The following is a 12,914-nucleotide window of genomic DNA, read 5'->3' on the forward strand; positions in this document are numbered from 1 at the left end:
AAAGCGAAGAGATTTACTTGTTAAAAGCCATGTTGAACAGCTCCCACGAAGCAACCATGTCCTCTTCCCAGTAGCCCCACGAGTGGGTGCCAGTGTTACGGAAATTGAAGGTAGCTGGGATGTTCAGCGAATCCATCTTCACCTTGAGGTCGTGGGTACACAGGTTGGTGCCAGCCTCGATGATGCCGCCCTCAGTAGCGGTAATCAGGTTGGTAGCAAAGATGGTAGCAGGGTTGTTGCCAGCAAGACGAGGGCTAGAAGGCAGATCGTACTTGCCGACGGTGCCCGAGTTGTTGGACACATACACCTCAGTGCCGCGCAGACGCTCAGCGTTGATCAGAGCATCGTTGTAACGGTTGACCTCGCTGCCCTGTGGGCCCCACATCTGCTCAGGGGTAGCGCCACCGCGCTCCAAGGTCAGGCGCAGGAAGTGGTAGGTCAGCGGGCTGGAGGTTGCAGCACAACCGGAGAAGGAACCAGTAGCGTCGTAGAAGCCCTGTGCGTGCTCAGCCAGCACCAAAGCGCTGGTAGCAGACATGGACAAGCCGGCAATAGCGCGCTTGTTGGAAGCACCGAGGTGGCGCTCGATTGGTCCTGGGAGCTCCTTGGTTAAGAAGGTTTCCCAGTTCTGCTTGCCGCCGAGTGAAGGCGCCTCAGACACCCAGTCGGTGTAGTAGGAGAACTTACCGGCCATAGGGATAACAACGTTGACGTTTTTATCGCGGTAGAAGTCCAAAGCCTTGGTCTGCATGACCCAGTTAGCCTTACCCTCGCCACCATCGCCACCGTTGAGCAGGTAGATGGTAGGACGGCCTGGGTTAGCTGCCTTCAAAACAACCAAGGGCACATCGCGGTTCATGGAAGGGGAGTGAGCCCACATTTCCACGACACGGTCGCCGGTGGCCTTCTCGCGCCAAGCAGGATTCAGGCCTGGGGTTGCACCTTCATGGACAGTGGCAGGAGCAACCTGACCACGAACAGTGTCTGGGTTGAGGTTAGCTGCTTGTGCGGGGGCTACCATTGCGCCGACTACGGATGTAGCAGCAATGGAAAGCACCGCGAGAGAACGACGGAACTTCATTGAAACTTTTAAGACTTCCTGTGTGATTAAAGGGGCGATCTGTGCGACGAGCACTTAGTAGAGTCATCGCTTTCTAAGAAGAAAATGTTAACAGCTTGGTAGAAAAGAAGATAGAAGGAGTAAGGCATGTGCCCTGCTCTGTGACGAGATGCTCAGTTAGCGTAAAGTCACGGGATTAAACTGTGGTTTGATTGTGTAACATCGCAGTGGAATGTATTTACCTAAGTTAAATAAGGAGTCCCCTTCCCATGGATCAGATTATCCTCGCAATCTCCAGCGTTTTCGGTGCTCTTAGCAACTCTGGATCTTCCGGACTGAGCTTTGTTTTCCACTTTTTGGGATTCTTCTGATAGATCAGAACACCAATGGCCTACCCCGAAAGCCACGCTTCGGGGTAGGCCATCTTTTTGTTTAATTTGAGCAGAGGGCACGACAATTTGATGTGATGCACGTATCCTAGGAAACTGTGACTGAACATTATGACGTAGTAGTACTCGGTGCAGGCCCTGGTGGCTATGTCGCCGCCATCCGCGCAGCCCAGCTTGGCAAGAAGGTTGCAGTCGTTGAAAAGCAGTACTGGGGAGGTGTCTGCCTCAACGTCGGTTGTATCCCTTCCAAGGCGCTTCTGAAAAACGCTGAGGTAGCACACATCTTTAACCATGAGGCAAAGACCTTCGGCATTAGTGGCGACGTGTCCTTTGACTTCGGTGCTGCTCATAAGCGCTCCCGCCAGGTATCTTCCGGAATCGTCAAGGGTGTCCACTACTTGATGAAGAAGAACAAGATCACCGAAATCGACGGCCTCGGCTCCTTTAAAGACGCCAAGACCATCGAGATCACCGAGGGTAACGACGCCGGCAAGGTAGTTACTTTCGATGACTGCATTATCGCCACCGGTTCCGTCGTGCGTTCCCTGCCTGGTGTGACCATCGGCGGTAACATCGTTTCCTTCGAAGAGCAGATCCTCAAGGAAGAAGCACCAAAGTCCATGGTGATCGTGGGCGCCGGCGCTATCGGTATGGAGTTTGCTTACGTTCTCGCTAACTACGGCGTAGACATCACCATCGTGGAATTCATGGACCGCGTACTGCCTAACGAGGATGCAGACGTATCCAAGGAGATCGCAAAGCAGTACAAGAAGCTCGGCGTGAAACTGCTGACCGGTTACAAGACCACCGCCATCACCGATAACGGCGACAACGTCACCGTCGAGGTGGAGTCCAAGGACGGCTCCAAGAAAGACAGCCTCACCGTTGAGCGCTGCATGGTGTCCATCGGATTCGCACCACGTGTTGAAGGCTACGGCCTCGAAAACACCGGTGTGAAGCTCACCGAGCGCGGCGCTATCGAAATCGATGACTTCATGCGCACCAACGTCGACCACATTTACGCAATTGGCGACGTCACCGCGAAATTGCAGCTGGCACACGTTGCAGAAGCACAGGGCGTTGTTGCCGCCGAGGTTATCGCCGGTGCTGAAACCCAAGAGCTGGGCGACTACATGATGATGCCACGCGCTACCTTCTGTAACCCACAGGTTGCCTCCTTCGGCTACACCGAAGAGCAGGCGAAGGCAAAATTCGAAGGCCGCGAGATCAAGACCGCCACCTTCCCATTCTCTGCCAACGGCAAGGCAGCCGGCCTCGCTGAAACTGCAGGCTTTGTCAAGATTGTTGCAGACGCAGAATTTGGCGAGATCGTCGGTGCGCACATGGTTGGCGCAAACGTTTCCGAACTGCTGCCAGAACTCACCTTGGCACAGCGTTTCGACCTCACCTGTGAAGAAATCGGACGCAACGTTCATACGCACCCAACCCTGTCTGAGGCAATGAAGGAAGCCGCAGAAGGAATCATGGGTCACATGATCAACCTCTAAAAAACCATGAGGATGCTCCTCGTTGCCGCATCTGGCAGCGGGGAGCGCCGGCGTATTATGGGGCCTATGGCTCATACCCCTAAGTGCCCCGTGCGGTATGGGGAACCCTGCACGGCATGCCAACCTGGAACCTCGGGGCCAAACGACTGCCAATTAGTTCAATTGGTGCGCGAAGACCCAGAGCTTAAACAGCTGATGGTCGAGATGATTAATAAGGCGCGACTTGGGAAGCATGGGGATCAATGCTGAGCAAAGTATTCACCGCGGGGAAAGCTCGCTGAGGGCAATTTGTTCGCGAACATACGCGGCAACCAGCGCCGATGGGGACCGCATTGCTAAAGCCGTCGAAATCTAGCCCAGCAGTATAAACGGTACGATGCGCGTGACGGGATTCGCAGCCAAGACCAATAGAAAAGATCTTTCCTGGCTCGCTAAACCGCCCTTGATGGTGGCGAACCGTGCGTGCAATCCAAAGATAACTACGGCCATCAGGCATCTCAGAAAGCTGCCGCATGATCGTGCCTGGGCTGCTAAACGCCTCATACACATTCCACAAGGGGCACGTGCCTCCCGAATGTGTGAAATGAAAACCAGTGGCCGATTGCCGCTTGGAGATATTACCGGCCCGATCCACGCGGACAAACGTAAACGGGATGCCTTTGAGTTGAGGGCGCTGCAAGGTTGAAAGCCGATGGCAGACCGTCTCATACCCCAGCCCAAACACTTGGCAGAGGTATTCGATGTCGTAACCGCATTTTTCCGCCTGCTGGTGGAACATGCCATAAGGCAACATCACCGCCGCAGCAAAGTAGGAGGCGATGCCACGAAGCGCTAATCGACGCGCCTCCTCTGATTGGAAATGTCCATCGGCAACAAGTGCATGCATCTGTTCGCCAGCTTCGAGATACCCCAGCTCTGCGGCAAGCCTAAATGCGCGCTGGCCAGCAATAAGGCGAGTCGACAGCGTAAGTTGGCGAGAAACATTGTCAAACTTATGCAACGTGGCGCCGAGGTCAACCCCGGGGATGATCTTTACATCATGGTCTTCTTGCAGGCGTTGGGTCAGTGCTGCTTCGTTGGCTCGAATATTAAAAGTAGTAATGCCTAGCTCTGTGGCAATGCGTTCGGCGATCCGATCTAGTTCGTCGAGGTAATTGTGGTGAGAGTAAAAGAAGTCGCGCACCTCATCGTGAGGCATGGATAACACCGCCAGTGGATTGGGAGTATCTAATCCGCTGAGACGACGTTTGTCGGTAACCGCATCAAGGTTGTCGCGAAGGCGTCGATAGCGACGATGCATCTCCACCATGGCGCGAGCAGCTTCGGGGTGGTGGTCTACGAGGGTGGACAGCTCGGTGACGTCGATAGGCTGCGGGCAGACTTCCTTGTCGAACATGACGTCGTGAAGCTCGGCGATGAGGCGTGAGGAATCGTCGCGCGAAAAGAAGGTGGCGTCCACCCCGAATGAGGCTGTTATTTTCCGCAGCACTTGTGGGGTAAGTGGTCGGACGTCGTGTTCGATCTGGTTGATATAGCTGGCTGAGATCCCGAGAAGCTCGGCAAGCGCGGCTTGGGTGAGGTCGCGTTCTTTGCGCAGCTGGCGCAGGCGTGAACCCACATAAGTCATACCCATGGGTTTCTACACTACGTGAGCTGCGCCATGGTGGATGATTATTCAAAAATCGACTGTGGTGCGCAGTACACAACTGTCACTTCTACTGTGGTGTGGGAAAAATAAGAGAAAAGAGCAAATATGTCGCTGGCCTTGTGGTTTTCTCTGAATCACCCTAAGAGGCTTGTCTAAAGATCACCCATTCGTATGACGCCGAAAGGGTGGGGAGGAAGGATAGTGTACAAAATCACTAAAAAGTTGGATGACCGCTCCCTGTCGCCTCACGCTTTTGAAAAAGTGCCGGTAGATGTAGCAATTTTCAGTCACTCCAGAAGCCGCTTTTAGGTCAGGGTACCCTAAACTGCAGGTAGAATGATGTTTTTTACTGGGTGACCTAATTCACAATGGGTGTTTGTAAGTGGTTTATAGGCGAGTTCGGGTCGTAAAGTTATAGCGACACTGGAGGTGCCATGACTGTAAATAACATCGACCGTGACGCAATCGCTCACGGCAAAATCACTGAAAAGCCGCTGCGTGAGCGGCCACAGTTCCCAACCTGGGCTCTGAAGCTCGGCATGGCCGTTACTGGCCTAATCTTTGCCTTCTTCGTCGTATTCCACATGGTTGGAAACCTGAAGATCTTCCTGCCGTTCTACGAAGACGGCACGCATCCAATCGACATCTACGGCGAGTGGCTGCGCAACCTGCTCTACCCGCTGCTTCCACACGGTGTATTCCTGTGGATCTTCCGCTTGGTCCTACTTGCTTGCATCGTGATCCACATCTACGGCGCATTCGCACTGACCGCGCGCTCCCATCAGTCCCGCGGCAAGTTCCGTCGCACCAACCTGATGGGTGGCATGAACTCCTTCACCACCCGCACCATGCTGGTCACCGGCATCGTGCTGCTAGCGTTCATCATCTTCCACATCTTGGATCTCACCGTAGGTGCTGCTCCTGCAGCTTCTGATGCCTTCGAGCACGGTGCTATCTATGCGAACATGGTCGCAGGCTTTAGCCGTTGGCCAGTCACCATCTTCTACGTGATTGCCATGGTGACCTTGTTCATGCACCTGTCGCATGGTATCTGGCTTGCTACCAGCGACCTTGGTATTACTGGCAAGCGCTGGCGTGCGGTCATGCTGTTCTTGGCATACCTCGTCCCAGCAATTGTCATGATCGGCAACATCGCTATTCCGCTGTCCATCGCACTTGGCTTGGTCGGCTAGGGGAGAAGGTAAATAACAATGAGCATTAACTCTGACACCACTGTTAGCACCGACTTCACCCAACCAGCATCCATCGTTGATGGTGTGAAGCTCGGCAGCATCCTCGAGTCTCATGAGCCTAAGGGCGTTCCCACCAAGGACATGTGGGAGTACCAAAAGAACCACATGAACCTCGTGTCGCCTTTGAACCGTCGTAAGTTCCGCGTCCTCGTGGTCGGCACCGGCCTGTCCGGTGGCGGCGCTGCGGCTGCTCTCGGCGAGCTCGGCTACGACGTCAAGGTGTTCACCTACCACGACGCACCACGTCGTGCACACTCCGTCGCTGCACAGGGTGGCGTCAACGCTGCTCGCGGCAAGAAGGTGGACAACGACGGTGCATACCGCCACGTCAAAGACACCGTTAAGGGCGGCGACTACCGCTGCCGTGAGTCCGACTGCTGGCGCTTGGCATACGAGTCCGTCCGCGTGATCGACCACATGAACGCCATCGGTGCACCATTCGCTCGCGAATACGGCGGAACCCTGGCAACCCGTTCCTTCGGTGGCGTGCAGGTTTCCCGCACCTACTACACCCGTGGTCAAACAGGTCAGCAGCTGCAGCTGGCTGGTGCTGCTGCTCTGCAGCGCCAGATCGGCTTGGGCACCGTGGAGATCTTCACCCACAATGACCTAGCAGACTTGGTTCTCACCGAGAAGGACGGCAAGAAGCGCTGTGAAGGTGTGGTTATGCGTAACCTCATCACCGGCGAGCTCACCGCTCACACCGGCCACGCAGTGATCTTGGCAACCGGTGGCTACGGCAACGTATTCCACATGTCCACCTTGGCTAAGAACTCCAACGCATCCGCAATGATGCGTGCATACGATCACGGTGCATATCTCGCATCGCCATCGTTCATTCAGTTCCACCCAACCGGTCTTCCTGTGAACTCCGAGTGGCAGTCCAAGACCATCTTGATGTCCGAGTCTTTGCGTAACGACGGCCGCATCTGGTCGCCACTGGAACCAAAGGACGACCGCGACCCGAACACCATCCCTGAGGAAGAGCGCGACTACTTCCTGGAGCGTCGTTACCCAGCATTCGGTAACTTGGTTCCTCGCGACGTTGCATCTCGTGCAATCTCTCAGCAGATCAACAAGGGCCTCGGCGTTGGACCTCTGCACAACTCCGCTTACCTGGACTTCCGCGATGCCATCGGCCGCCTCGGTGAAGATACCATCCGTGAGCGTTACTCCAACCTCTTCCAGATGTACGAAGAGGCCACTGGTGAGAACCCATACAAGGCACCAATGCGTATTGCTCCTACCTGCCACTTCACTATGGGTGGCCTGTGGACCGACTTCAATGAGATGACCTCCATTGACGGCCTGTTCGCAGCAGGTGAGTGCTCATGGACCTACCACGGTGCTAACCGCCTGGGTGCAAACTCCCTCCTGTCTGCTTCTGTTGACGGCTGGTTCACCCTGCCGTTCACCATCCCTAACTACTTGGCAAACCACCTCGGTGAGCCACGTTTGGCTGAGGATTCTGCAGAGGCACAGGAAGCTGTTAACCGCGCCAAAGCACGCATTGACAAGCTGATGAACATCAAGGGCAATGATCCTCACGGCCCTGAGTTCTTCCACCGCCAGCTGGGCGAGATCCTCTACTTCTCTTGTGGCGTTGCCCGCAACGTTGAGGATCTCAAGACCGGTATTCAGAAGATCCGCGCTCTGCGCAAGGAATTCTGGGCAAACCTGCGTATCACCGGCGCTGCCGATGAGATGAACCAGGTTCTTGAGTACGCATCCCGCGTTGCTGACTACATCGACTTGGGCGAGCTCATGTGCGTCGACGCACTTGACCGCGATGAGTCCTGTGGTGCCCACTTCCGTGACGATCACCTCTCCGAAGAGGGCGAGGCAGAGCGTGACGACGACAACTGGTGCTTCGTTTCCGCATGGGAGCCAGGTGCAGTCGAGGGCGAGTTCATTCGCCACGCTGAACCACTCACATTCGAAGCGATCCCGCTGATGACAAGGAATTACAAGTAATGAAACTCCATCTTGAAATCTGGCGTCAGGCCGGTCCAAACAGCGAAGGTCACTTCGAGCCCATCGACGTCAACGACGCCGTTCCTCAAATGTCGGTCCTCGAGCTTCTCGACCACGTCAACACTGGCCTGATTGAGGAAGGCAAAGAGCCTTTCGTATTCGCCTCCGACTGCCGCGAAGGCATCTGTGGTACCTGTGGCCTTTTGGTCAACGGTCGCCCACATGGACTGGACAAGAACAAGCCTTCTTGCCAGCAGCGCCTCGACCACGTCCCAGACGGATCGACCCTGAAGATCGAGCCACTGCGCTCCGCAGCTTACCCAGTGGTCAAGGACCTCTTGGTAGACCGCTCCGCACTGGACCGCGTCTTGGAAAAGGGCGGCTTCGTTTCCATCAACGCCGGCACCGCTCCTGATGCAGACACCCTGCACCAGAACCACGAGTCTGCCGAGTTGGCTCTCGACCACGCAGCCTGCATCGGCTGTGGTGCTTGTGTGGCTGCTTGCCCTAACGGCGCAGCTCACTTGTTCACCGGTGCAAAGCTGATCCACCTCTCCCTGATGCCTTTGGGCAAGGAAGAGCGCGGCAAGCGTGCACGCAAGATGGTCGACGAGCTGGAGACAAACTTCGGGCACTGCTCCCTCTACGGTGAGTGCGCGGATGTTTGCCCTGCAGGTATCCCACTGTCCGCAGTTGCTGCAATCAACAAGGAACGTGCTCGTGCGTTCTTCCGTGGCAAGGACGACTAATTACCACTGATTACCGTAAGGTAATACTCTAGTAAACAGACGTTCTTCTACTCGGGTACATAGAAAGGCAAGCACAATGTCCCATTCCCTAGATGCGACGCAAGAGTCGGGTAACTACCCGGTCTTCGAGGGTCGTATGCACTACATCGACGGTTATGATCCATCGAGCCTGTGGGCACCGCACTCCTCCCTCCAGCGTACGAGCACGTGGGTAGGTATGGGCGCAATTCTTGCCGCATTGGCAGGCTTGGGTACCTTGATCTTCGGTTTGGCATCCAGCACTGTGGGAAGCCAGGAAGCTTGGTCTACCTACGCTCTGATCGGCGGAGTCATCGCAGCAGTATTACTGATCGGTGGGTTTGGCTTGATCCACATGGGGCGCGCTGCTTACCGTCAGTACCGTGCAGAAACTGGTCGCGTGAACTAATCACGTCAGGCACCTCCGCGTAATCGGTGGAGTCATCACACAAGTGGTGGCTCCGCCGATTTTGCATCTGTAGGGTAGAAAAATATGAGTAACTGGAACAAAATTGCGTGGGTTCTTATTACCGTGATCGCGGTAATAATTGGTATCCGCTACATCGCCATGGGGCTGGCGCTGATCTAGCGTGGGATAATAGTCGGCATGGGTACACATAGTGCAGAGCTAGACCGCCGACGAACACTGCGAAACCACAAGGCATTTGCCACGGGGTTGTTATTAGTCGCTGCAGTGATCTTTTTAAGCTGTCAGTGGTACACGGCGCACACCGATCCCACACCCGTATGGGTGGGGTTTGTGCGTGCTGCTGCGGAGGCCGGCATGGTCGGTGGCCTTGCCGACTGGTTCGCTGTCACAGCGCTATTCCGGTACCCGTTGGGGCTCAAGATTCCGCACACAGCGTTGGTTCGCAATAAAAAGGATCAGGTAGGCGAGAGCCTCAGCTCTTTTGTGAGCGAGAACTTCCTTAATCCGACGTTGATTACGCAGAAGGTTCGCCAAGCCCAGGTTCCTACCGTATTGGCCGATTGGTTGGTGCAGCCAGATAACGCCAAGCGGGTGTCCCAAGAAGCTGGCACCTTTGTTGCCAAAGTGGTGCGTGCTTTGGATCCGCAGGACGCTGAGACGGTGATCAATGCGGCCTTGCTGGATAAGTTGGCGCAGCCGGAGTGGGGGCCGCATGTGGGCAAAACGTTGCAGCAGCTTATCGACGAAGGCCTCACCGATCCGATTGTGGATCAGCTGGCCGGCTGGATGCATAAGAAAGCCACAACGAGTGAGGCGCTGATTATCCGAATTTTGGATGAGCGGGCACCGTCGTGGGCACCGCGTTTTATTAACGACATCGTAGGCGAGCGTGTCTACCGTGAGCTCGTGCAGTGGACCGCTGCCGTGGATCGCGATAAAAACCATGAGGCGCGTCATGCGATCCGGCGTTTCCTTGAGAAATTCGCGGTGGATCTGCAAGAAGATCCGGTGATGATCCAAAAGGTCGAAGAGATCAAACATGACATCATGGGTTCAGCGCCGGTGCGCAACGCAGCCGCGTCGATTTGGGCATCCACGTCTTCTGCGATTCTTGCTGCGGTGGCGGATCCGGAGTCGATTATTCGCACCAAGATCGCAGAATATGCGATGGCTTGGGGCGAACGGATTCATAACGATGAGCAGATCCGCACCGAATTGGATCGCCGTATTACTGGTGCCGCAGAATTTTTGGCGGAGAACTACGCGGACCAGATCACGTCGATTATTGGTGAGACAATCGAGCGCTGGGACGCTGACGAGGCCAGCGACAAGATTGAGCTGATGGTGGGCAAGGATCTGCAGTACATTCGCCTTAATGGCACGGTGGTAGGTGCATTAGCTGGCCTTGCCATTTACACTGTGTCCTATCTGTTGTTTGGACTATAAATAAGGCGCAGGATGATCAGCTTCGGAATCTTGACAATTGTGTATTGGCTTATTGCCGTCTGTGGGGTAGTAGGAGCAGTACTCGTCGCGGCGACGCGCGCAGATGCTTTTGAAGCCGCAGATCGGCAAAACAAGTGGGTTTGGACGGCATTGCTGGGCGGTTCTGCCTTGGCACTATTTTCCGGCTTCCCATTTTTATCGTGGATCGGCATCGTCATCATTGGCCTGTACTGGTTTGATGTGCGCCCACAGATTACAAACATCCTCAACGGCAACTACGGCTGGTAGAGCGCTGTGATTCCTATAGTCAGTGGCCCCGAGGCGAGCGTGGATAAAGCGCGTGAACTCGCTGTCGGCGGTGAGGGCGTATGCGTTCCGCCAACATTATTAACTGCCCTTGGTCAGGTGCCAGGCCCTGTGGTGTCGTGGGCGGGCTATCCCACCGGCCAGCACCACAGCCTGATCAAGGCCTCAGAGGCGCGTCTAGCGGTGCAATGCGGTGCCGGCATGGTGCTCGTGGTTCCTGACCCCGCAGCGGTTGTCGCTGGCACCAGCACGGCGTTGATTACGGAGCTGGTTACTACTCGTGAGGCGGTGCCGCATCCTGCATCGCTGGCGTTGGTCCTCGATACGGATCTGTTTGCCGCTGATGTTATTGCGCGTACTGCCGAGCACGCGCAAGCAGCTGGTTTTGACGCGGTGGTAGTGAAAAAAGAAACCCCGCAGTTAGCCTTGCCCACCTATGTGTGGGATGAGGCCAATGCGGGGCTGTTGGTGCGCTAGTTTTCTAGCTCGGCGAGGTTGACGTTGTTGCCGTTGAGCGTGAGGTTCATACCACCATCAATAACATCAACGTTGCTGATCGTCATGTTGTGGAGGCTATCGCCTGCTTGCTTGCTGAGCTGCTGGGTAAGCGCATCGGATACCGACTGGGGGAGATCGAATCCGAGGAGGTTAGCGTTGACGGCCTCGAAACCAAGGCTGCCGTTGTCTACTACAGGCTTGAGCTGTAGCGATGCGGCACCGTTGGTGAACTCGATGGTGACGGTTTTTTCCGCGGGCTGAGTGGTCACGGCAGTCACTTTCACAATCGATTGCAGCAGCGAGCCAAGGTCGAGCTCACCCGCGGCGGGTTTAGGGGCCGTGTTCTCTGCGAGGCCATTTTGCATGGCGGCCAGCAGGTATGCGTCGCTAAGCGTGGTTTCTAGCTGGAGTTGCTCGGCGATAGGGGCGTCGCTGTTGTGAATATCAAGATTTTTCATTGTGATGTGCGAGCGTGGGGATTCGCCCATCTCTGGGGTATCAATGGTCACGCTCGGTAGGTTCTTCGTGGCGATGCCCACGAGCAGCGGCGAGGCGCCGAAGCTTATCGACGCCTCCGGCGATGTCGACTCCTTGAGTTGTTGAGACATCATCGCCCTGAGGCCGAATTCTGCTACGGCGAGCAGGATGACGACGATCAGGGCGACGATGAGTGAAACTTTTCCGACGCGAGAACCTTTTGTTGTAGTCACGTCGGCCATTGTAGCTAGTAGACGGTCAAACCGCGGGAGCGGAAAGTCTCCTTAGCAAACTCCACGGATTCCGGTGTTGGTGGTTTTGTGTCCTCGAGCTCGTAATTCAAGCCGAGTTCGTGCCACTTATCGGCACCCATGTTGTGGAAAGGCAGCACCTCAACGCGTTCGACGTTGTCTTTCCACTGGGCGACGATGTCTGCCACGTTGTTGATGTTTTCTGGTGCATCAGACACACCAGGTACCAGCACGAAGCGGATCCACACAGGTTTGCCAATCGCATTGAGGCGATTGCCAAAGTCAATGGTGGGTTGTAGCTCGCGGCCGCCGGAAACACGATGGTAGGTTTCCTCATCGCCGGATTTGACGTCGAGAAGCACGAGGTCGATGTTTTCTAGGTCCTCGTCCGTGAGCCGTGCCCCGAGATACCCTGAGGTGTCGATGGTGGTGTGGATACCGGCATCATGTACCTCTTTGAGTACGCGGCGCGTAAAGGCGATTTGGAACAGTGGCTCACCGCCGGAGATGGTCAATCCGCCGCCGGAGGCCTTAAACACGTTGCGATAGCGTTTGATCTTTTTCACGATCGATTCGACGCGCTCTACTGTGCCTTCTTTCATCCCCATGGTGTCGGGGTTGTGGCAGTAAAGGCATCGTAGTGGGCATCCGGACATGAACATGGTCATGCGGGTACCAGGACCATCAACAGCGGTGACAAGCTCCCAGGAGTGCACAAGGCCGACGTCGCCAGTGCGGCGGGCCTCGATGAGCTCTTTGTGGGTGACGTCTTCCAGATCGAGGTCGAGGCCTCCGATGCCGGCTGCGGTTCCGCGGTGGCGCGGCCCGTCAGAGCGTTCAACCGTCACTGTGGAGTTAATACCATCAGCCATATCAGAGGGATTCCTTTCGCTTCATTAGGGCAAAA

General features: G+C 55.6%; 13 protein-coding genes. 9 read left to right on the top strand and 4 right to left on the bottom strand.

Going from position 1 to position 12,914, the window contains the following annotated elements:
* Positions 1 to 13 precede the first annotated feature (13 nt).
* Positions 14 to 1,081, bottom strand: coding sequence for an alpha/beta hydrolase (locus AT687_RS01400; protein WP_014318603.1), 1,068 nt, complete (start codon positions 1,079 to 1,081; stop codon positions 14 to 16).
* A 466-nt stretch (positions 1,082 to 1,547) separates the two neighbouring features.
* On the opposite strand from AT687_RS01400, the gene lpdA reads away from it, so the two are divergent.
* Positions 1,548 to 2,957 (top strand): dihydrolipoyl dehydrogenase, encoded by a 1,410-nt coding sequence (gene lpdA, locus AT687_RS01405; RefSeq protein WP_004566447.1) that lies wholly within the window; start codon positions 1,548 to 1,550, stop codon positions 2,955 to 2,957.
* A 66-nt stretch (positions 2,958 to 3,023) separates the two neighbouring features.
* Positions 3,024 to 3,206 (top strand): DUF6767 domain-containing protein, encoded by a 183-nt coding sequence (locus AT687_RS13470; RefSeq protein WP_071570483.1) that lies wholly within the window; start codon positions 3,024 to 3,026, stop codon positions 3,204 to 3,206.
* On the opposite strand, the gene ramB is transcribed toward AT687_RS13470, so the two are convergent.
* Positions 3,166 to 4,590: an acetate metabolism transcriptional regulator RamB gene (gene ramB, locus AT687_RS01410; protein ID WP_004566448.1), complete on the bottom strand. Its 1,425-nt coding sequence runs from the start codon at positions 4,588 to 4,590 to the stop codon at positions 3,166 to 3,168. The genes AT687_RS13470 and ramB overlap by 41 nt on opposite strands.
* Before the next feature lie 449 nt (positions 4,591 to 5,039).
* On the opposite strand from ramB, the gene AT687_RS01415 reads away from it, so the two are divergent.
* The 7 genes from AT687_RS01415 (at position 5,040) to AT687_RS01445 (ending at position 11,258) form a co-directional block, all read left to right on the top strand.
* The gene (locus AT687_RS01415; RefSeq protein ID WP_004566451.1) at positions 5,040 to 5,798 is read left to right on the top strand and encodes a succinate dehydrogenase cytochrome b subunit; all 759 of its coding nucleotides are present in this window, start codon (positions 5,040 to 5,042) and stop codon (positions 5,796 to 5,798) included.
* A gap of 18 nt (positions 5,799 to 5,816) precedes the next feature.
* The gene (locus tag AT687_RS01420) at positions 5,817 to 7,832 is read left to right on the top strand and encodes a fumarate reductase/succinate dehydrogenase flavoprotein subunit (RefSeq protein WP_014318604.1); all 2,016 of its coding nucleotides are present in this window, start codon (positions 5,817 to 5,819) and stop codon (positions 7,830 to 7,832) included.
* Positions 7,832 to 8,581 carry a succinate dehydrogenase/fumarate reductase iron-sulfur subunit gene (locus AT687_RS01425; protein ID WP_004566454.1) on the top strand — a complete coding sequence of 250 codons (750 nt, stop codon included), beginning with the start codon at positions 7,832 to 7,834 and terminating at the stop codon, positions 8,579 to 8,581. The genes AT687_RS01420 and AT687_RS01425 overlap by 1 nt, the downstream gene beginning before the upstream one ends.
* Positions 8,582 to 8,657: 76 nt before the next feature.
* Positions 8,658 to 9,008 (top strand): hypothetical protein, encoded by a 351-nt coding sequence (locus AT687_RS01430; RefSeq protein WP_014309943.1) that lies wholly within the window; start codon positions 8,658 to 8,660, stop codon positions 9,006 to 9,008.
* Positions 9,009 to 9,206: 198 nt separating this feature from the next.
* The gene (locus AT687_RS01435; RefSeq protein ID WP_014302861.1) at positions 9,207 to 10,475 is read left to right on the top strand and encodes a DUF445 domain-containing protein; all 1,269 of its coding nucleotides are present in this window, start codon (positions 9,207 to 9,209) and stop codon (positions 10,473 to 10,475) included.
* Between the two features lie 12 nt (positions 10,476 to 10,487).
* Positions 10,488 to 10,763 carry a DUF2516 family protein gene (locus AT687_RS01440; RefSeq protein ID WP_014302862.1) on the top strand — a complete coding sequence of 92 codons (276 nt, stop codon included), beginning with the start codon at positions 10,488 to 10,490 and terminating at the stop codon, positions 10,761 to 10,763.
* A 39-nt stretch (positions 10,764 to 10,802) separates the two neighbouring features.
* Positions 10,803 to 11,258 carry a beta/alpha barrel domain-containing protein gene (locus tag AT687_RS01445; RefSeq protein ID WP_014301346.1) on the top strand — a complete coding sequence of 152 codons (456 nt, stop codon included), beginning with the start codon at positions 10,803 to 10,805 and terminating at the stop codon, positions 11,256 to 11,258.
* On the opposite strand, the gene AT687_RS01450 is transcribed toward AT687_RS01445, so the two are convergent.
* Both AT687_RS01450 and pflA read right to left on the bottom strand, forming a co-directional pair.
* A complete protein-coding gene (locus AT687_RS01450; RefSeq protein WP_014309946.1) occupies positions 11,255 to 11,998 on the bottom strand; it encodes an LmeA family phospholipid-binding protein in 744 nt (247 codons plus the stop codon). The two genes, AT687_RS01445 and AT687_RS01450, sit on opposite strands and share 4 nt — an antisense overlap.
* 5 nt (positions 11,999 to 12,003) lie before the next feature.
* Positions 12,004 to 12,879, bottom strand: a complete 876-nt coding sequence (gene pflA, locus AT687_RS01455) for a pyruvate formate-lyase-activating protein (protein ID WP_014301348.1) — start codon at positions 12,877 to 12,879, stop codon at positions 12,004 to 12,006.
* Positions 12,880 to 12,914: the final 35 nt, after the last annotated feature.

It is taken from the genome of Corynebacterium diphtheriae, assembly GCF_001457455.1.
GTDB classification, from domain to species: Bacteria; Actinomycetota; Actinomycetes; order Mycobacteriales; family Mycobacteriaceae; genus Corynebacterium; species Corynebacterium diphtheriae.